The following is a 19,114-nucleotide window of genomic DNA, read 5'->3' as shown; positions in this document are numbered from 1 at the left end:
TGTCCTGGGTGCGGGTTACGCGTTCGCTATGCGGTTCAGCCACTCCTCCAGCAGTACGCGCTCTGCCTTGGTCAGCGACTCCGCTCCTTCGAGACCTGCGCGCAGTGCTATCGCGTGTTGGGGCAGGTCTGACCCCGCCGGCTCCTCTGCGTCGGTGAGGATTCGGGTCAGTACCGTTTCTCTTGCCATTGCCGACAGCTCTGGGTCGCGGTCCTGCTCCGGGGTGGCGATCAGGTTCAGCACCACTCCCATGCCCGTCGCGTGGACCAGCCGGGCCGCGCGCTCCACGCTCACCCTCAGGCGGCCCGCCTCCGCGACGCGCTCGACGATGCTTCGCAGCATCGCCTCCGCCTCGCGGGCGGCCGGTGACGTTCGGCCTGGGCGTGCGTCGCCGTACATCAGCACGTAGAACTCTGGGCGCGACAGCCCGAACTCGACGTGGAGGTTCCAGCCTCGGCGGAGGTCTTCGACCGCGTCGCCCGTCGAGCCCAGCTCGCGCTTGCTCGTCAGGTACTCGTCGAACCCGTACGCCGCCACCGCGTCGAGCAGGCCGTCCTTGTCTCCGAAGAGGCGATACAACGCCGGCGGCTGGACACCTGCCGCCGCGCTCACCGCACGGGTCGAGAGGCCGTCGCGCCCCTCTGCCACCAGGAGCGCCGCCGCTGCTTCGAGGATGCGCTCGCGGGTGTCCGTTGCCGTCTTCGTTGCCATGGTTCCGATGGTAACAAATTTTCAGTAGCAGTCGTTGGGTATCGGTGATACGTTCGATCGGGTAACGACGGAAACAGGGAGAACTCCATGCACACCCGCACCCTCGGCCGGACCGGTCCGGCCGTCAGCGCCCTCGGGCTTGGCCTGATGGGTATGTCCGATCTGTACGGCCCGGCTGAGGAGACCGAGTCGGTCGCCACCATCCATGCCGCCCTCGACAGCGGCGTCACCCTGCTCGACACCGGTGACTTCTACGGCATGGGCCACAACGAAATGCTGCTGCGGGACGCCCTGCGCGGCCGCAACCGGGACAAGGCCGTGATCAGCGTCAAGTTCGGGGCGCTGCGCGGCCCTGACGGGGCCTGGCTCGGCAACGACAGCCGTCCGGAGGCCGTCAAGACGTTCCTCGCCTACAGCCTGCGGCGGCTCGGCACCGACCACATCGATGTCTACCGGCCGGCCCGGCTCGACCCCGCCGTGCCGGTCGAAGACCAGGTCGGGGCGCTGGCCGAGCTGGTCCGGGCCGGCTACATCCGGCATATCGGCCTGTCCGAGGTCGGCGCCGACACTCTGCGCCGCGCCGCCGCCGTGCACCCGATCTCCGATCTGCAGATCGAGTACTCGCTGCTCTCACGCGGGATCGAGGCGGACATCCTGCCGGCCGCCCGCGAGCTGGGCATCGGCGTCACCGCGTACGGCGTCCTCTCGCGTGGCCTGCTCAGCGGGCACTGGACGCCGTCGCGGGAGCTGACCGCCGGTGACTTCCGCGGCCACAGCCCACGGTTCCAGGGCGAGAACCTCGAGCACAACCTGGCCCTGACCGACGCCCTCGGCAAGCTCGCCGCCGGCAAGGGCGTCACCACCGCGCAGCTCGCCATCGGGTGGGTCGCCGCGCAGGGTGCGGACATCGTCCCGCTCGTCGGCGCCCGCACTCGCGCCCGGCTCGCCGAGTCGCTGGGCGCGGACCTGGCACTCACGCCCGGTGACCTGGCGGAAATCGAGGCCGCCGTCCCGGCCGGGGCCGCGTCGGGCGATCGCTACGCCGCCGCCCTGCTCGATCATCTGGACAGCGAAAAGTAGTCGATCGCCACGCGGTGGGCGAGGCGGCGCAGCAGCGGCGCCGCCTCCGCCATGCACCGCGCCGGGTCCGGTTCGAGATCGGTCAGGGCGTACGCGGCCGAGATGCCCGCTTCGGCCAGTTCCCCGGAGGACAGCCGGCTGCGGCCGGCCACCGCGACGCACGGGATGCCCCTGGCCGCCGCGGCCCGGGCCACCCCCGCCGGGGCCTTGCCGGACAGCGTCTGCCGGTCCAGTGAACCTTCGCCGGTGACGACCAGCGCGACTCCGGACAAGGCCGCGTCGAACCCGAGCAGGTCGAGCAGCAGCTCGATGCCCGGACGCATCCGGACGCCCAGCACGGCCATCGCGGCGAAGCCCACTCCCCCGGCGGCGCCCGCGCCGGGCTTCGCGGCGAACTCCGGCCCCACCTGGGAAGCCCAGTGCCGTAACGCCGCGTCGAGGGTCTCGACGTCGTCAGGGGACGCGCCCTTCTGCGGCCCGTAGACGGACGCTGCCCCGTGCGGCCCGTACAGCGGGTTGTCGACGTCGCTCGCCAGCTCGATGTCCACTCCGGACAGGTCCACACGGGACAGATCCACCGAAGCGAGCCGGGACAACGCTTCGCCGCCGGGCGGGAGGTCCTGCCCGGCGGCGTCCAGGAGCCGCGCACCCAGCGCGGCCAGCATTCCCGCGCCGCCGTCGGTGCACGCGCTGCCGCCGACACCGAGCACGATCCGGCGGCAGCCCGCCCGCACCGCGGCGGCGAGCACGTCGCCGGTGCCGGCGCTGGTCGCGGTGAGCGGTGCGAGGGCTCCCGGCAGCCGGTGCAGCCCGGACGCCTCCGCCAACTCGACGACGGCGGTGTCGCCTCGCACCGCGTAGGACGCCGTCACCGGCTCGCCGGTCGGGCCCCGCGCCGGGACCCGGACGCGGCGGAACCCGGCGGCGACAGCGGCGTCGACCGTGCCGTCGCCGCCGTCGGCCACCGGCAGGGCCCGCACCGCGAGGCCGGGGTGGACGTCGGCGAGGCCGGAAGCCACCGCCGACGCCACCTCGGCCGCGGTCAGCGACCCCTTGAACTTGTCCGGCGCGACCAGGACCTTCACGCGCTCGCCTTGTACGCCCGCCAGTCGCCGACCTCGGTGATGTCCCGCAGGGCCACGTGCGAGGTGTAAGGCCGCCGCAGCAGCATCGCGAACGCCGAACTGCCGTCGGCCAGCTCCACCACGCCCAGCTCCAGCTCGTGCGGTTCGGACGGGAGCACCTTGTCCCGCAGGTCGTCCAGCGAGACGTCGTACACCTCGCCGACCACCGCCGCGCCGCCGTGCGACACCGGGTACAGCGCCGGGCACTGGTCGCCGACCGCGTAGAACCGGTACTTCGGCGCGGTCTTCGCCTCCGCGACGAAGGGCGCACCCTCCAGGAGGTGGTGCAGGGGTTCGCCGCGCATGGCGCCGCCGTTGAAGAACATCAGGGTCACCGGAACTCCTTAGCGGAAGAGGGCTTCGACGCCGTCGACGGCGAAGTACACCGCGAACACCAGCGCCAGCAACGACAACAGCCAACCGGCTTCGCGCCACTTGCCGCGGCCGATCTTGATCAGCACGAACGCGATCAGGCCGGCGCCGACGCCGTTGGTGATCGAATAGGTGAACGGGATCAGGGCCGCGGTGAGGAACACCGGGATCGTGTAGTCCGGGTCGTTCCAGGGGATGTTGCGGCACTGCGCGACCATCATGCCGCCGATGACCACCAGTGCGGGCGCCGCGGCCTGGGCCGGGACCACGCCGGCGAGCGGCGTGAACAGCAGCGTCCCGGCGAACAGCAGGCCGGTGACCACGCTCGCGAGGCCCGTCCGGGCGCCTTCGCCGACGCCGGCCGCGGACTCCAGGAACACCGTGTTCGGTGAGGACCCCGTGACGCCGCCCGCGATCGCGCCCGCGCCGTCGACCAGCAGGATCCGGCCCATCCGCGGCACCTTGCCGTTCTTCGACAGCCCGGCTTCGTCCGAAACGCTGGTGATCGTGCCCATGGCGTCGAAGAACCCGGACAGCACCAGCGTGAACAGGAACACCGTGGCCGCGAGCGCGCCCGCCGACGCGAACCCGCCGAACAGGTCGATGTGACCGAAGAGCCCGAAGTCCGGGGCGGCGACGACGTGGTCGGGCAGTGCGGGGGTGGTGAGACCCCAGCCGCCGACGCCGAACCCCTCGTGCAGCACCACCGCGAGCACCGTCGACACGCCGATGCTGATCAGCACCGCGCCCGGGACCTTCCGGGCCATCAGCACGATCATCAGCAGCAGGCCGAAGCAGAACACGACGATCGGCCAGCCGTGCAGGTGCCCGCTCGCCCCGAGGCGCACCGGGACCGTGGTCTGCGCCGCGTCCGGCATCCGGGTCACGAACCCGGCGCTGACCAGCCCGACCAGGGCGATGTAGAGCCCGATCCCGACGGTGATCGCCATCTTGAGGGGCCGCGGGATGGCGTTCATGATCCGCTCGCGGACGCCGCTGACCGCCATCAGCACGATGCACACGCCTTCGAGCACGACCAGCCCGAACGCCTGCGCCCACGTCATCGACGGCGCCATCTGGAACGCGACGATGCCGTTGATGCCGAGGCCGGCGGCCAGCGCGAGGGGCGCGTTGCCGACGACCCCCATGAGGATGGTCATCACCGCGGCGGCGAGCGCGGTCGCGGTGGTCACCTGTGCGGCCGACAGCCGGGCGCCGGTGATGTCGGCGGAAGCGCCGAGGATGAGCGGGTTGAGCAGCACGATGTAGGCCATCGCGACGAACGTCGTGACGCCGCCGCGGACCTCACGGCCGACCGTGCTCTGCCGGGCCCGCAGCTCGAAGAGCCTGTCCAGGAGGGATCGGCGTTGTTCGGGTACTTCTTCGACTACGGGGGTGGGGACTTCGGTCTGGGTCATGCGTCCTGCCCTTGCCGGTGGGTGTGCTCGGCCAGGCCGAGGCACAGCGCCGTGCCTGGGCGAGCGGGACGTTCGATTCGGTTGTGCTCCGGTCAGCTGGCCTTGTGGGTCAGTAAGCGGTGGGTCAGTAGTCGGTGCGGTCGCTCTTGTCGAGCCAGGCCGCGAACGGCGCGAATCCGTCCTTTGCGGACAGTCGCGTCACGGGAACGGTCCACGTGTCACGAGGACGGTCGAAGAGTTCGTAGAAGGCGCGGTCGTCGAAACCGGCCTTGGCCGCGTCGTCGCGGTCGGCGGCGAAGAGGACCTTGTCGACGCGCGCCCACAGCGCCGACGACAGGCACATCGGGCACGGCTCGCAGCTGGACACGAGCACGCAGCCGTCGAGCTTGAACGTGCCGAGCGCCTGGCAGGCCGCGCGGATCGCGACGACCTCGGCGTGCGCGGTCGGGTCGAGGTTCGCGGTGACGCGGTTGACGCCGGTCGAGACGATCTCGCCGTCCTTCACGATCAGCGCGCCGAAGGGGCCGCCGCCGTTCGCGACGTTGGTCTCCGCGATGCGGATGGCCTGGTCGAGCCACTCCTGCTCGACGGAAATCGACGTGGTCATCTCAGACTCCAGTGATGTGTTCGGGACGGATGGGGACGCGCGGCAGCTCGAGGCCGGTGGCCGCGCGGATGGCGTTGGCGATCGCCGGGGTCGCGGAGATCGTGGGCGGCTCGCCGACGCCGCGGACGCCGTAGGGCGCGTGCGGGTCGGGCCGCTCGAGGACGTCGACGCGCATCGGCGGCATGTCCAGGATGGTCGGGATGAGGTAGTCGGTGAACGACGGGTTCCGCACCTTGCCGTCCTTGACCAGGATCTCCTCCATCACGGCCAGGCCGAGGCCCTGCGCCGAGCCGCCCTGGATCTGGGCGACGACGGCGTCGGGGTTCATCGCCTTGCCGACGTCCTGGGCGCAGTCCAGCTGCACGACCTTGACCAGGCCCAGGTCCAGGTCGACGTCGACGACCGCGCGGTGGGCCGAGAAGCCGTACTGGACGTGGGCGTCGCCCTGCCCGGTCTCCGGGTCCAGGGGGTAGGTCGGCCGGTGGTGGAACTCGCGGGTCTCCTCGATCGCGGTGTCCCCCAGCAGTTCGGCCAGGTCGGCGACGACTTCGCCGTCGGCCGCGACGACCTTGCCGCCGGTCAGCGACATACCTTCGGGCGACACTCCGAGCCGCGCGTACACCGCCTCGGCGACCGCGAGGCAGGCGTTGCGGACCGCGCCGCCGGTGACGTAGGTCTGGCGCGACGCCGAGCTGGAGCCCGCGTCGCCGACGCTCGTGTCGGCCGGGTGCACGCTCACCCGGGTCAGGCCCAGCTCGGTGCGGGCGATCTGCTGCTGCAGGGTGACGAGCCCCTGGCCGACCTCCGCCGCCGCGGTGTGCACCATCGCCACCGCTTCGCCGCCGAGCACCTCCAGCCGCACGCGGGCGGTCGAGTAGTCGTCGAGGCCCTCGGCGTAGGAGATGTTCTTGATCGTCACGCCATAGCCGACGCCGCGGACGACGCCTTCGCCGTGGGTGGTGTTGGACGCACCGCCCGGCAGCTCGCGGATGTCGCGTTCGCCGGTCGGCTCGGGCGGCAGCGGCAGGTCGCGAACGCGCTGGACCAGCTCGGCGACCGGCGCCGGGAAGTCCACCACCTGGCCGGTGACCACAGTGGACCCTTCGCTCATCGCGTTCAGGATCCGCAGCTCCGCCGGATCCATGTCCAAAGCGGACGCGAGCTTGTCCATTTGGGACTCGTAGGCGTACGTCGGCTGGACCGCGCCCAGGCCGCGCATCGCGCCGCAGGTCGGGTTGTTCGTGTAGACGCCCCAGCCCTCGATGTGCGCGTTCGGCACGTCGTAGGGGCCGACGCTGAGCGTGGTGCCGTTGCCCACCACGACCGGGGTCTTGGACGCGTACGCGCCACCGTCGAAGTACATCTTCGCCCGCACGTAGACGAGCTTCCCGTCGCGGGTGGCGCCGTGCTCGTAGTACATCTTCGCCGGGTGGCGGTGCACGTGCCCGAAGAACGACTCGAGGCGGTTGTAGCTCATCTTCACCGGACGCCCGGTGCGCAGCGCGAGCATGCACGAGTGGATCTGCATGGACAGGTCCTCACGGCCGCCGAACGCGCCGCCGACACCGGACAGCGTCAGCCGCACCTTGTCCAGCGGGAGACCGAGGGCCTTCGCCGTCTGGCGCTGGTCGACGTGCAGCCACTGGGTGGCCAGGTAGAGGTCGACGCCGCCGTCCTCGGCCGGCACCGCGAGCCCGGATTCGGGCCCGAGGAACGCCTGGTCCTGCATGCCGATCTCGTAGACGCCGGACACGACGACGTCCGCGGTGGCCGCCGGGTCGCCCTTGACGATCCGCTGGTGGCGGACGAGGTTCCCGTCCGGGTGCAGCTTCGGCAGGGTGTCGTCGTGGGCGGCGCGCTCGGGGTCGGTGATCGGCTCGAGGACGTCGTACTCGACGACGATCTCCTTGAGCGCCTGCCGCGCGATCTCCGGGTGGTCGGCGGCCAGAATGGCGATCGGCTCGCCCTGGTAGCGCACCAGGTCCGCGGCCAGCGCCGGCGTGTCCTGGTACTTGAGGCCGTAGACGTTCTCGCCGGGTACGTCCTCGTGCGTCAGCACCGCGTGCACGCCCGGCTGGGCCAGCGCGCGGGAGACGTCGAGGCGGACGATCCGGGCGTGCGGGTGCGGGCTGCGCAGGGTGGCGCCCCACAGCATGTCCTCGTGCCACAGGTCGGAGGAGTAGGCGAATTCGCCGCGGACCTTGAGCGTGCCGTCCGGGCGCAGTGGGCTTTCGCCGATGCCGCCGGCGATCGTGTCGTGCAGCTCCTGCGGGGAGCGGGCCGGGGCGCTCATCGGACGGCCTTCTTCGCGGCCGCGTCGCGGACGGCGTCGAGGATCTTCTCGTAGCCGGTGCAGCGGCACAGGTTCCCGGCGAGGGCCTCGCGGATCTCGACGTCGCTCGGGTCCGGGACGCGCTCGATCAGGTCGTGCGCCGCGACCAGCAGGCCGGGCGTGCAGAAGCCACACTGGACGGCGCCCTGCTCGACGAACGACTCCTGCACCGGGTCCAGGTCGTCTCCGGAAGCGAGCCCCTCGACCGTGACGACGTCGCGGCCCTCGGCCTGGCCGGCCGCGACCAGGCACGCGCACGCCGGGACGCCGTCCACGTAGACCGTGCACGAGCCGCATTCGCCCTGTTCACAGGCGTTCTTCGAGCCCGGGAGGCCGAGCCGCTCGCGCAGGAGGTAGAGCAGGCTCTCGCCTTCCCAGACGTTGTCCGCCCGGCGGTGCTCGCCGTTGACGGTGACGTTCACGCGCACTTCGCGCTCCCTTCGCAGTATTCGCCCCAGGCCCAGGTCAAGGTCCTGCGCGCCATGACGCCCAAGGCGTGGCGCCGGTAGGCCGCGCTCCCCCGCACGTCGTCGATCGGGGACGCGGCCCCGGCGACCAGGTCGCCGAAGCGGCGCTTCACCGAGTCCGTCAACGCCCGCGGCGACTCCCAGTCCAGCTCCCCGGCCAGGAACTCTTCGGCTTCGAAAGCCCGGCGCGGGGTGGGAGCGGCCGAGCCGACGCCGGTGCCGACGCGTTGTTCGGCGGGGTGCAGCGCCAGCCCGAAGGCGGCGACGGCGATGACCATGGCGTTGCGGGTGCCGATCTTGCTGAACTGCTGCGGCCCGGTGGCCGGGGCCAGCAGCACGGACGTGATCAGCTCGTCGGGCTCCAGGATGTTCTTCTTCACCCCGACGTAGAAGTCCTTCGCCGCGACGATCCGGGTGCCGCGGACCGAGGCGATTTCGACCTCGGCGTCGGCGGCCAGGAGCGCCGGGTGCGAGTCGCCCGCGGGCGAAGCTGCGCCCAGATTGCCCCCCACGGAACCGCGGTTGCGGATCTGCGGGGACCCGACGGTCCGCGACGCCATCGCGAGACCGGGCAGCTTCGCGCCCAGTTCGGTGATGATCCGGGTGTAGGGCACGGCGGCGCCGAGGCGGATCCGGCCGTCGTCGGTGCCGTGCTCGTGCAGCTCGGCGACGCGGCCGAGGTCGAGCAGGGCGCCGGGGCGGCGGTGGTCGAAGTTGAGCTCGACCATCACGTCCGTGCCGCCGGCGATCGGGACCGCACCGGGGCTCGCGGCCTTCGCGGCGAGCGCGTCGGCCAGCGTGGCGGGTCGGAGGAATTCCACTGTGGACGTCCTTTCGGGGCTGCTTCGTGAAGAAGTACACACGCTGAGGTGTGGCCGGGACCACGGCAAAACCCCTGAAAGAAGGGTGAATTTACGGCCCTCGTTTGTACTTTCCGACAACCGCTTGATCGAGCACGCGGAAAGGCCGCCGCACGAGGTCAGGTCTCGTGCGGCGGCCGTGGTCACGCGGGTGTTACGCGGGCTCGAACTCCTTCACGGCGTCGAGAGCGGCACCCATCGCGGCGTTGCCCTCGCGCTCGATCATGATCTCGACCAGGACCGGGCGGCTGGTGCGCTCGGCCTCCTTGCGGGCCCATTCGAGCGACGTCCGGATCTCGGCCGGCTCGTGCACGCGGGTGCCGGAGCAGCCGTAGGCCTCCATGATCTTGACGTTGTCCGTGCCGTTCGCGTCGTAGTGGATGTCGACCTCGAAGTTCATGTCGTACCCGGTCTCGGCCTGGCGGATCAGGCCGAGGTACTCGTTGTTGAGCATGATCAGCACGAACCCGACGTCGTACTGGGCGGCGACCGCCAGCTCCTCGACGAGGAACTGGAACGAGTAGTCGCCGACCACACCGACGACTTCGGCCTCCGGGCGGGCCTTCTTGACGCCGATCGCGGCGGGGATCTCCCAGCCGAGCGGGCCGGCCTGGCCGCAGACCTGGTAGTGCCGCGGCTTGTGCGCCTTCTGGAACTGGCCCGACCAGATCTGGTAGAGCCCGATCGCGGTGACGAAGTACGTGTCCTCGCCGAAGGTTTCGTTGATCTCCTTGAAGACCCGCGGCGCCTTGATCGGCAGGGTGTCGAAGTCGTCGCGCCGGGGAAGCGCTTCCTTCAGCTCCGCGATGCGCCCGACCCACTCCCGACGCGGCGTCACCTCACGTGCGTCCAGCGCCGTCAGCAGCGCGTCGAGGAACTCGCCCGTGTCCGAGACGATCCCGAGGTCGGGGCCGAACACCTTGCCCAGCTGGGTGGGCTCGATGTCGACGTGGATGAACTTCCGCTCGCCCCGGTACACCGACAGCTCACCGGTGTGCCGGTCGCCGAACCGCGCGCCCAGCGCCAGCACCAGGTCCGACTCCAGGAAGGCCGCGTTCGCCCAGCGCTGCGACGTCTGGATCCCGGCCATCCCGGCGAACAGCTCGTGGTCCTCGGGGAAGCTCCCCTTGCCCATCAGCGTCACCTGGACCGGGACGTCCAGGCGCTTGGCCGCGGCCCGCAGCCGCTCGCCGGCCTCGCCGAGGATGACCCCGCCGCCGGCGAGGATCAGCGGTCGTTCGGCCGCCAGGAGCAGGTCGAGGGCCCGCTCGACCCGCGCGGACGCGGGCTTCACCGCCGTCACCGGCAGCGGCGAGTCGATCGAGGAGTCCCACTCGATGTCCTGCTTCTGGACGTCGATGGGGAGGTCGATGAGGACCGGGCCCGGGCGGCCGGACCGGGCCACCCGGAAGGCTTCGCGGAAGATCCACGGCAGCTGCGCGGCCTCCTTGACCTGCACCGCCCACTTCGTGACCGGCTTGGCGATCTCGACGATGTCGACGGCCTGGAAGGCCTCCTGGTGCAGCTTGTTCGTGGCGGCCTGGCCGGTGATGCAGATCATCGGGATCGAGTCCGCGTGCGCGGTGTAGAGCCCGGTGATCATGTTCGTCCCGGCCGGGCCGGACGTGCCGATCACGACGCCGACATTGCCGTTCGTCCGGGCCCAGCCGTCGGCCATGTGCGTCGCGCCCTCTTCGTGGCGGACGATCAGGTGCTCGATCGCCCGGCCTTGTAGGGCGTTATACAGCGGGAGGATGGCGGCGCCGGGGCAGCCGAAGACGGTGTCGACGCCTTCGCTCTCCAGGACGTCGACGACCGCTTGCATGGCGGGGATTCTGGGCATGTCACACCTCCGCCGGGACGCGGCCCGACAACTGTTCGACGACCTTCAGCAAGGCCGAGTGGTCCAGGGAGCCGTGGCCCATGGCGCGGCCGGCGGCGACGAGCTGGGCGACCAGCCCGGTGAGCGGGAGCGCGACGTCGGCCTGCCGGGCGGCGGCCAGCGCGATCCCCATGTCCTTGTGGTGCAGGTCGATCCGGAACCCGGGCGCGAACTGGCGCTCCACCATGGACTTGCGCTTGAGCTCGAGGATCCGGCTGCCCGCGAGGCCGCCGGCGAGGACGTCGAGCCCGGTCAGAGCGTCCACACCGGACGCCTCCAGCAGCACGATCGCCTCGGCGACGAGGCCGTAGATCCCGCCCACGACGAGCTGGTTGGCGGCCTTCACGACCTGGCCGGCGCCGTGCGGGCCGACGTGCACGACGGTCTTGCCGAGCGCGTCGAACACCGGCTTCGCGGCCTCGAAGTCCTCTTCGGAACCGCCGACCATGATGGACAGCGACGCCTGCTCGGCACCGGCCTGCCCACCGGACACGGGGGCGTCCAGGACGCGGATCTTCTTGTCCCGCGCGGCTTCCGCGACGGCGATCGACGTCTCGGGCCGGATCGTGCTCATGTCGATCAGGAGTGTGCCGGGCTCGGCCGTGTCGAGCACGCCGCCCGCGGCCAGCACGACCTCCTCGACCTGCGGGTGGTTCGGCAACATCGTGATCACGACGTCCGCCCCGGCCACCGCGTCGGCCACGCTCGTGGCGGCGCGCCCGCCGGCGGCCTGCAGCTTCTCCCCCGCGGCGGCGTGGACGTCGTAGCCGCTGACGTCGTGCCCGGCCGCGACCAGGTGCGCGGCCATCGGGGCGCCCATCACGCCCAGTCCGATGAATCCCAGTTTCATGCTCGTCCCCTTCGGGTGATCGGCAGCCAGTTCAGCGACGTGAGGGTGTCGGGCTCCGGGACGTACTCGATCCCGACGAACCCGTCGTAACCCGCGTTCTGCAGCCTCGCGAGGTGGCCGTCGAGGTCCAGCGAGCCGGTGCCGGGCTGGTGGCGCCCGGGTGCGTCGGCGATCTGCACGTGCCCGATCCGGGCGATGTACGTCGTCGCCAGTGCGTCCAGGTCGTCGCCGTTGACTGCCAGGTGGTACAGGTCGGCCAGCAGCCGCACGTTGTCGCGCCCGAGGTCGTCGAGCACGGCCACGGCGTCCGCGGCGGTCTTGAGCGGGTAGCGGTCCGCGCCGGAGAGCGGTTCGAGGACCAGCTGCGCGCCGATCTTCGCGGCGGCCTCGGCGGCCGTCGCGAGGTGTACGCGGGCGAGTTCGTCCTGCTTGGCGGGGTCTTCGCCGTCGAGCCGGTTGCCGTAGAGCGCGTTGAAGCTGCGGCAGCCGGTGCGTTCGGCGATGCCGAGCGCGACGACGAGGCTGTCGGCGAACTCGGCCTCGCGGCCGATCCACGACACCAGGCCCCGCTCCCCCGCCGCCATGTCGCCGGCGTAGAAGTTCAGCCCGCGCAGGCGGACGCCGTCCAGGCTTCGCACGAACGCGTCGACCTCGTCGCGCGCGGGGACCGCGGTGTCGAACGGCCACCAGTACTCGACGTCGGTGAACCCGGCCTCCCGCGCGGCGGCCGCGCGCTCGAGCAGCGGTACCTCCTTGAACAGGATCGACAGGTTGGCGACGTACGGCAGGGAGTGCCCCTCTTCTGGCATCGCGACCTCAAATTTCACTATCCGGAATTTTTCTTTCGCATATCGAGAATAGCTGCTCAGCGGGCCCGGGGTCAACGGGCGCGGGGCCACCGGCGCGCGGAGACGACGAAGGCGCCGCAGCTCGTCGAGCCACGGCGCCTCGGCGCGAGGGTGCCGCTACTTGTTCTGGACGTGCTGCCAGCCGAACCGGCCCTTGATGCAGAGGTTCCCGTGCGTCACCGAGCTTTCGTGCGGCGAGGTCACCTTGACGATCTCGTTGTCCTGGACGTGCAGTGTCAGGTTGCAGCCGACCCCGCAGAACGTGCAGACGGTCGTGGTCGCCGTCTGGCGGGACTCGTCCCAGGTGCCGTCCTCGCGCTTGTCGTACTCGCGCTTGAAGCTGAGCGCGCCCGTCGGGCACACCTCGACGCAGTTGCCGCAGTACACGCACGCGCTGTCCGGCAACGGGTTCGAGAACTCCGTCGAGATCCGCGCGTCGAACCCCCGGCCGGCCACGCTGATGGCGAACGAGTTCTGCCACTGGTCGCCGCACGCGTCGACGCATTTGTAGCAGAGGATGCACTTCTCGTAGTCCCGGACGTACAGCTCGTTGTCCACCAGCGCCGGTTGCGCCACGGTGGCCGCGTCGGGGCCGAAGCGGTCCGGATCGGCGCCGGTCTCCGCGATCCACTCCGCGACGCCCGGCGTGGTCGACAGATCCGTCGCCGAGGCCAGGAGTTCGAGGACCACTTTGCGGCTCGTGCGCGTCCGCTCGGAGTCGGTGCGCACCACCATGCCCGGTTCGGCCTTGCGTGAGCAGGACGGCACCAGCGTCCGCGAGCCTTCGACTTCGACCATGCAAACGCGGCAGGCGTTCGCCGGTTCGAGGGTGTCGCCGTAGCAGAGGGTCGGGATGTCCTTGCCCGCCGCCGTGCAGGCGTCGAGGATCGTCGAGCCCTCCGGCACTCGGACCTTTTCACCGTCCACAGTGAACTCGACCAGCCGCTTCGGGATTCCGATGTCCACAATGGTCATTGCAGCGCTCCCAACCGGTCGATGGCCGATTCGATGGCGTTCCACGCGGTCTGGCCGAGCCCGCAGATCGACGAGTCGCGCATGACTCCGCCCACTTCCCGGAGCAGTGGCCGCTCCTCCGTGCCGGCCGCGAGGACCCGCCGGATCGCCTCCTCCTGCCGGACCGTCCCGATCCGGCACGGGACGCACTGCCCGCACGATTCGTCGCGGAAGAACTCCGCGATCCGCAGCAGGAAGCCGCCGAGGTCGGCCAGGTCGTCGAGCACCAGGACGACGCCCGAGCCGAGCGTCGTCTTCGCCGCCCGTGCGTCCTCGAAGGTCAGTGGCAGGTCCAGCTCGTCCGGCCGGACGAACCCGCCCGCCGCGCCGCCCAGCAGGATCGCGCGCAGCGAGCGGCCCTCGGGTACTCCCCCGGCCAGTGCCACCAGTTCCCGCAGAGTCGTCCCGAACGGCACTTCGTACACACCCGGCCGTTCGACGTTCCCGGACACGCAGAACAGCTTCGGCCCGGCCGACGCCTCCGTGCCGATGGACCGGTACGCGGCCGCCCCCTCGGTGAGGATCAACGGCACGTTGACCAGCGTCTCGACGTTGTTGACGACCGTCGGCTTGCCGAACAACCCCTTCTCGACCGGGAACGGCGGTTTCGTGCGCGGTTCCCCGCGGAAGCCTTCGATCGAGTTGAAGATCGCGGTCTCCTCGCCGCAGATGTAGGCACCCGCGCCGCGGCGGATCTCGATGTCGAACGAGAACCCCTCCTGGCCCATGATGTCCGCGCCGAGGAACCCGCGCTCCCGAGCCACGTCGATCGCGTTCCGGAGCAGCCGCAGCGCCCGCGGGTACTCACCGCGCAGGTAGACGTAACCCTGCCGGGCGCCGATGGCGAACGCGGCGATCGTCATCGACTCCACCAGCGCGAACGGGTCGCCTTCGAGCAACACCCGGTCCTTGAACGTGCCGGGTTCGCTCTCGTCGGCGTTGCACACCAGGTAGTGCGGCCCGGCGGGCTGCGCGGCCGTGGCCGCCCACTTGCGCCCGGTCGGGAACGCCGCCCCGCCGCGCCCCAGCAGCCCGGAGTCGGTGACCTCGCGGAGCACCGCGGCCTCGCCCATCCGCAGGGCGTTGCGCAGGGCGGCGTAACCACCGGCCGCGCGGTAGTCGTCCACACTGGACGGATCGACCACGCCCACCCGCCGCAGCAGCCGCAAGCCGTCCTTCTGGTGGATGATCGGCGCCGAGCCTTCGCCCGCTGGTTCCCGCTGCGCGGCCAGGACGGCCGACGCGCCGGTCGCCGGGGCGAGCAGCTCCGTGGTCGCCGGGTCGCCGGCTTGGAACGTCAGCGCCGCGGGGGCTCGTTCGCAGACGCCGAGGCACGGGCTGCGCAGCCACGTGACCCCGCCGCGCGCCTTCCCCGCGGCGCCGACGTGCTCGGTGAGGACGTCGCACACGGTGTCCGCGCCCTTGAGCCGGCAGGCCAGGTCGGTGCACACGTGCACCACCCGTTCCGGGCGCTCCTCCAGCGCGAACAGCGAATAGAAGCTGGCCACGCCGTACGCGTCGGCGGGCGGCACGTGCAGCGCCTCGCAGATGAGGTTGAGCGCGCCCTGGCTGATCCAGCCGACCCGGTCGTTGACCGCGTGCAGGGCGGGCAGCAGCCGGTCTCGCCCGCCGCCGGCGAACCCGGCGACGGCCTCGCGTTCCTCGCGGGTGGCAACGGCGTCGAGGAGCTTGAGATCCACCTCAGACCTCCACCGGCAGCTTGTCCACCCGGATGGCCGCGGCCTTGTACTCCGCGGTGCCGGCGATCGGGCAGGTCGCCTCGATGGTGATGACGTTGACGTCGACCTCGTCCGGGAAGTGGAACGTCATGAACGCCAGGCCCGGCTTGAGCCCGGTGTCGAGCCGGACCGGCGCGACGATCTCGCCACGCCGCGAGGAGATCCGGACCAGCTCCTCGGGCTCGACCCCGAGCGACCGCGCGTCTTCCGGGCACAGGTCCAGGGTCTCGCCCTGCCGCAGCGGCGAGGGGAACCCGCCGGACTGGACGCCGGTGTTGTAGGAGTCCAGGCGCCGCCCGGTGGTGAGGCGGATCGGGAACTCCTCGGTGAGCAGGTCGACCGGCGGGCTGTGCTCGAGCACCGTGAACGGCGCCGGGCGGCCGCGCTCGGCCGGGTCGTCGGCCCACAGGCGCCCGTGCAGGAACGTCGGCTCGAGCGTGTCCTCGGTGTAGCACGGCCACTGGATACCGCCCAGCTCTTCCAGCCGCGCGTAGGACATCCCGGCGTGCATCGGGGACAACGAGCGCAGCTCGTCCCAGACCTCCTGGCCGCCGGTGTGGTGCCAGTCGTGGCCGAGCCGGCGCGCCAGCTCGGACAGCAGCTCGATGTCGTCCCGCGCGCCCGCCGGCGGTTCGAGGGCCTTGCGGACGCGCTGCACCCGGCGTTCGGAGTTGGTGAACGTGCCGTCGCTCTCGCACCAGGCCGCCGACGCCGGCAGCACGACGTCGGCCAGCTGCGCCGTCTTCGTGAGGAAGATGTCCTGCACCACGAGGTGGTCCACATTGGACAGCCGCTTGACCGTGTGCTCGCAGTCCGCTTCGGACTGCACCGGGTTCTCGCCGATGATGTACACGCAGGTCAGGTCGCCGCGTTCCATCGCGTCGAGCATCTGCGTGAGGTTGAGGCCCTTGTCCGCCGGGATCGACGAGCCCCACGCGGCGTCGAACTTGGCGCGGACGTCCGCGTCGAGGACGTCCTGGAAACCCGGCAGGCGGTCGGGGATGGCGCCCATGTCGCCGCCGCCCTGGACGTTGTTCTGCCCGCGCAGCGGGTTCAGCCCGGCGCCGTAGCGGCCGACCTGCCCGGCCAGCAGCGCGAGGTTGATCAACGCGAGGACGTTGTCGGTGCCGTTGTGGTGCTCGGTGATGCCGAGGGTCCACGACAGCTGCCCGCGGTCGGCGCGGGCGTAGGCGTGGGCCAGCTCGCGGATCAGCTCGGCGGGCACGCCGGTGGTCTTCTCCGCGACCTCCAGGGTCCACGGCTCGACCGAGGCCGCGAACTCGGCGAACCCCTCGGTGGCGCGCTCGATGAACGTCGTGTTGGCGAGTCCGGAGTGGATGATCTCGCGGGCGACCGCGTGGGCCAGCGGGATGTCGGTGCCGACCACGAGCTGCAGCTGCCGGTGCGCCCAGCTCGCGGTGCTCGTCCGGCGCGGGTCGACGACGAAGAGCTTCGCTCCCTTGTGGACCGCCTTGAGCACGTGCTGGAAGAAGATCGGGTGCGCCTCGCGGGGGTTGCCGCCCCAGACGACGATGACGTCGGCGTCCTCGATCTCCTGGTACGACGACGTCCCGCCGCCGCTGTCGAACACCCGGGCCAGCCCGGCGACGCTCGGCGCGTGACACGTGCGGTTGCACGAGTCGACGTTGTTCGTGCCGATCACCGCGCGGGTGAACTTCTGCGCGACGAAGTTCATCTCGTTGGTCGCGCGGGCGCACGAGAACATCCCGAACGCCTCGGGCCCCTTGCTCTCCAGCGTCCGGCGGATCCCGGCGGCGGCCCGGTCGAGGGCCTCCTCCCAGGTCGCCGGCCGCAGCACACCGGAGTCGCGCACGAGGGGCTGGGTGAGCCGGACGTACGGCTCGGTCTTCTTGCGCTTCACGGGCACCTCCGGGTCAGTGCGCCCCGACGGGGACGGGCGGGTTGCTGGTGTGGTCGAGCAGCGAGATGGCGGCGTGGACGTGCCGCAGCGCCGGCGCGGGCACGCCGGTGAGACCGGCCAGCTCCACGACCGCGCCGATGATCGCGTCGATCTCGAGCGGCTTGCCCGCTTCGAGGTCCTGCAGCATCGACGTCTTGTGGTGGCCGACGCGCCAGGCGCCGTCGATGCGCTTCTCCACCGAAACGCCGGGGTCGCTGCCCGCCGCGCGGGCGATGGCGAGCGTCTCGGTCATCATCGTGGCGACGAGCGCGCGCGTGTCGTCGTGCTCGCACATCTGGGCCATGGTCGCCCGGGTCAGCGCCGAGAGCGGGTTGAAGGCGACGTTGCCCATCAGCTTGATCCAGATGTCGTCGCGCAGCCGCGGTTCGACCGGCGCCTTGAGCCCGCCGGCGATCATGGCCGCGCTGAGCACCTTGCACCGCGCGGAGATCTCGCCGTCCGGCTCGCCGAGGGAGAACCGGGTGCCCTCCAGGTGCCGGATCACGCCCGGTTCCTCGATGACCGTGGAGCAGTAGACGACGCAGCCGATCGCGCGTCGCAGCTCCAGCACCGCGGTGACCGAGCCGCCCGGGTCGACGGTCTCGACGCGGTGCCCTTCGAGCGGATGTCCCGTCAGGCCGTGGAAGTACCACCACGGGATGCCGTTCTGCGCGGCCACGACTGCGGTGTCCGGGCCGAGCAGCGGGGCGAGGAGCGGTGCGCACGAGGCGTAGGAGTTGGCCTTCAGGCCGAGGAAGACGAAGTCCACCGGGCCGACTTCGGCCGGGTCGTCCGTGACGTGCGGGTGCGCGGTGAAGTCGCCGCGCGGGCTGAGCACGCGGACGCCGCGCTCGCGCATCGCGGCGAGGTGGGCCCGCCGGGCGATCAGGTGCACCTCGGTCCCGCCGCGGTGCAGCGCGGCTCCGACGTAGGCACCGATCGCCCCGGCTCCGAGAACTGCCACCTTCATGATGTGCCTCCCACTTCGGTCCAGCACGTGATTGCATACAGTATCCTGGATTCAGAAGCGAAGCCAGAGGGCGTGGCAAAACTCCCAGCCGGGTGACAGTTCGGGATTTTGCATACCAAAACCTGTATCCTGATCACAGATCGTCGCGTTCCTCTCCGTCTCGAGGTGCCCCGTGAGCCAGCCCGCTTCCCCGCTCCAAGACCGCGGCCCGTCCGGCCGCCGCACGGCCAAGGGCTCGCTCAGCTCGACCGCCGCCAAGCGCGTCGAACGGCCCGCCCCGCTGCGCCAGGTCGTCTACGAGGCCCTCGCCGAGCTGATCATCAACCGCACCCTCGAACCCGGGCAGCACCTGGTCGAGGCCGACCTGGCCGAGTACCTGGGCGTCAGCCGGCAGCCCGTCCGCGAAGCACTGCAGCGCCTGCAGAGCGAGGGCTGGGTCGACCTCCGCCCCGCGCAGGGCGCGTTCGTGCACCTGCCGACCGACGAAGAAGCCGACCAGCTGCTGAGCGTCCGCAGCGTGCTGGAGACGCACTCCGCGAAGCTCGCCGCCGCCAATGCGACGGCCGACGACGTCGAACGGCTCTGGGAGCTGCAGAAGGCGGGCATCACGGCCCTGAAGGCCGAGGACACCGAGGGCCTGGTCGCCGCCAACGCCGCCCTCCACGCGTTTATCACGCAGCTCTCGGGGAACGCGGTTCTCGCGGAGCTGATCGGCCTCGTCGACCGCCGGGTCCGCTGGTACTACACGCCGATCGCCCGCCCGCGCGGAAAGGACGCGTGGAACGAGCACGACGAGCTGATCAACGCGATCTCGTACGGGAATGCCGAAGCCGCGGAGGAGATCATGGCCAGGCACACCGAACGGACCCGCCAGGCCTACCACGAACGTCCGGAGGCTCCCCGATCCTGATGACAGCAG

At 71.1% G+C, this 19,114-nt stretch carries 17 protein-coding genes; 2 read left to right on the top strand and 15 right to left on the bottom strand.

The features are described from left to right. Positions 1-15: 15 nt before the first annotated feature. Positions 16-711 carry a TetR/AcrR family transcriptional regulator gene (locus ABZ342_RS20645; RefSeq protein ID WP_360475230.1) on the bottom strand — a complete coding sequence of 232 codons (696 nt, stop codon included), beginning with the start codon at positions 709-711 and terminating at the stop codon, positions 16-18. 87 nt (positions 712-798) lie between these two features. Between ABZ342_RS20645 and ABZ342_RS20640 the strand changes: the two genes are divergently transcribed. After that, positions 799-1,791 carry an aldo/keto reductase gene (locus ABZ342_RS20640; protein ID WP_360475227.1) on the top strand — a complete coding sequence of 331 codons (993 nt, stop codon included), beginning with the start codon at positions 799-801 and terminating at the stop codon, positions 1,789-1,791. Here the strand turns inward: ABZ342_RS20640 and ABZ342_RS20635 are convergent. The 14 genes from ABZ342_RS20635 to ABZ342_RS20570 all read right to left on the bottom strand — a co-directional run bounded on the left by ABZ342_RS20635 (position 1,770) and on the right by ABZ342_RS20570 (position 18,195). Then, positions 1,770-2,876: a glycerate kinase gene (locus ABZ342_RS20635; RefSeq protein ID WP_360475224.1), complete on the bottom strand. Its 1,107-nt coding sequence runs from the start codon at positions 2,874-2,876 to the stop codon at positions 1,770-1,772. The two genes, ABZ342_RS20640 and ABZ342_RS20635, sit on opposite strands and share 22 nt — an antisense overlap. Continuing rightward, positions 2,873-3,250 (bottom strand): gamma-glutamylcyclotransferase, encoded by a 378-nt coding sequence (locus tag ABZ342_RS20630; RefSeq protein WP_360475221.1) that lies wholly within the window; start codon positions 3,248-3,250, stop codon positions 2,873-2,875. The genes ABZ342_RS20635 and ABZ342_RS20630 overlap by 4 nt, the downstream gene beginning before the upstream one ends. A 9-nt stretch (positions 3,251-3,259) precedes the next feature. Then, complete coding sequence (locus ABZ342_RS20625) at positions 3,260-4,705, bottom strand: NCS2 family permease (protein WP_360475218.1); 1,446 nt, start codon at positions 4,703-4,705, stop codon at positions 3,260-3,262. A gap of 124 nt (positions 4,706-4,829) precedes the next feature. Beyond that, positions 4,830-5,312, bottom strand: a complete 483-nt coding sequence (locus ABZ342_RS20620; RefSeq protein ID WP_360475215.1) for a nucleoside deaminase — start codon at positions 5,310-5,312, stop codon at positions 4,830-4,832. Position 5,313: 1 nt separating this feature from the next. Further along, entirely contained in the window at positions 5,314-7,605 is a 2,292-nt protein-coding gene (gene pucD / locus ABZ342_RS20615) for a xanthine dehydrogenase subunit D (RefSeq protein WP_360475212.1), read from the bottom strand. Continuing rightward, complete coding sequence (locus ABZ342_RS20610) at positions 7,602-8,072, bottom strand: (2Fe-2S)-binding protein (protein ID WP_360475209.1); 471 nt, start codon at positions 8,070-8,072, stop codon at positions 7,602-7,604. The genes pucD and ABZ342_RS20610 overlap by 4 nt, the downstream gene beginning before the upstream one ends. Then, a complete protein-coding gene (locus ABZ342_RS20605; RefSeq protein WP_360475206.1) occupies positions 8,063-8,932 on the bottom strand; it encodes an FAD binding domain-containing protein in 870 nt (289 codons plus the stop codon). Before ABZ342_RS20605 ends, ABZ342_RS20610 begins: the two co-directional genes overlap by 10 nt. Positions 8,933-9,125: 193 nt before the next feature. Beyond that, a complete protein-coding gene (gcl, locus tag ABZ342_RS20600; RefSeq protein ID WP_360475203.1) occupies positions 9,126-10,814 on the bottom strand; it encodes a glyoxylate carboligase in 1,689 nt (562 codons plus the stop codon). 1 nt (position 10,815) lies between these two features. Continuing rightward, positions 10,816-11,703, bottom strand: coding sequence for a 2-hydroxy-3-oxopropionate reductase (locus ABZ342_RS20595; RefSeq protein ID WP_360475200.1), 888 nt, complete (start codon positions 11,701-11,703; stop codon positions 10,816-10,818). Continuing rightward, positions 11,700-12,512: a TIM barrel protein gene (locus ABZ342_RS20590; protein WP_360475197.1), complete on the bottom strand. Its 813-nt coding sequence runs from the start codon at positions 12,510-12,512 to the stop codon at positions 11,700-11,702. The genes ABZ342_RS20595 and ABZ342_RS20590 overlap by 4 nt, the downstream gene beginning before the upstream one ends. Positions 12,513-12,668: 156 nt before the next feature. Beyond that, positions 12,669-13,526: a 2Fe-2S iron-sulfur cluster-binding protein gene (locus ABZ342_RS20585; RefSeq protein ID WP_155543910.1), complete on the bottom strand. Its 858-nt coding sequence runs from the start codon at positions 13,524-13,526 to the stop codon at positions 12,669-12,671. Then, the gene (locus ABZ342_RS20580) at positions 13,523-15,265 is read right to left on the bottom strand and encodes an NAD(P)H-dependent oxidoreductase subunit E (protein ID WP_360475194.1); all 1,743 of its coding nucleotides are present in this window, start codon (positions 15,263-15,265) and stop codon (positions 13,523-13,525) included. Before ABZ342_RS20580 ends, ABZ342_RS20585 begins: the two co-directional genes overlap by 4 nt. Before the next feature lies 1 nt (position 15,266). Next, positions 15,267-17,186: a molybdopterin-dependent oxidoreductase gene (locus ABZ342_RS20575; RefSeq protein ID WP_360475191.1), complete on the bottom strand. Its 1,920-nt coding sequence runs from the start codon at positions 17,184-17,186 to the stop codon at positions 15,267-15,269. 13 nt (positions 17,187-17,199) lie between these two features. Then, on the bottom strand, positions 17,200-18,195 hold the full coding sequence (locus ABZ342_RS20570) for a 2-dehydropantoate 2-reductase (RefSeq protein WP_360475188.1): 996 nt from the start codon (positions 18,193-18,195) through the stop codon (positions 17,200-17,202). Positions 18,196-18,367: 172 nt separating this feature from the next. On the opposite strand from ABZ342_RS20570, the gene ABZ342_RS20565 reads away from it, so the two are divergent. Continuing rightward, the gene (locus ABZ342_RS20565) at positions 18,368-19,105 is read left to right on the top strand and encodes a GntR family transcriptional regulator (RefSeq protein ID WP_155543906.1); all 738 of its coding nucleotides are present in this window, start codon (positions 18,368-18,370) and stop codon (positions 19,103-19,105) included. Positions 19,106-19,114: the final 9 nt, after the last annotated feature.

The sequence above is a fragment of the Amycolatopsis sp. NPDC005961 genome (genome assembly GCF_040629235.1).
Lineage (GTDB): Bacteria > Actinomycetota > Actinomycetes > Mycobacteriales > Pseudonocardiaceae > Amycolatopsis > Amycolatopsis camponoti.
Note: the sequence above shows the minus strand (reverse complement) of the source record. Positions and strands in the feature narration are given on the sequence as shown.

Coding starts and splice junctions, on each gene's coding strand:
- ABZ342_RS20645 (WP_360475230.1), bottom strand. CDS start 711: ATGGCAACGAAGACGGCAACGGACACCCGCGAGCGCATCCTCGAAGCA.
- ABZ342_RS20640 (WP_360475227.1), top strand. CDS start 799: ATGCACACCCGCACCCTCGGCCGGACCGGTCCGGCCGTCAGCGCCCTC.
- ABZ342_RS20625 (WP_360475218.1), bottom strand. CDS start 4,705: ATGACCCAGACCGAAGTCCCCACCCCCGTAGTCGAAGAAGTACCCGAA.
- ABZ342_RS20620 (WP_360475215.1), bottom strand. CDS start 5,312: ATGACCACGTCGATTTCCGTCGAGCAGGAGTGGCTCGACCAGGCCATC.
- pucD (WP_360475212.1), bottom strand. CDS start 7,605: ATGAGCGCCCCGGCCCGCTCCCCGCAGGAGCTGCACGACACGATCGCC.
- gcl (WP_360475203.1), bottom strand. CDS start 10,814: ATGCCCAGAATCCCCGCCATGCAAGCGGTCGTCGACGTCCTGGAGAGC.
- ABZ342_RS20595 (WP_360475200.1), bottom strand. CDS start 11,703: ATGAAACTGGGATTCATCGGACTGGGCGTGATGGGCGCCCCGATGGCC.
- ABZ342_RS20590 (WP_360475197.1), bottom strand. CDS start 12,512: ATGCCAGAAGAGGGGCACTCCCTGCCGTACGTCGCCAACCTGTCGATC.
- ABZ342_RS20585 (WP_155543910.1), bottom strand. CDS start 13,526: ATGACCATTGTGGACATCGGAATCCCGAAGCGGCTGGTCGAGTTCACT.
- ABZ342_RS20570 (WP_360475188.1), bottom strand. CDS start 18,195: ATGAAGGTGGCAGTTCTCGGAGCCGGGGCGATCGGTGCCTACGTCGGA.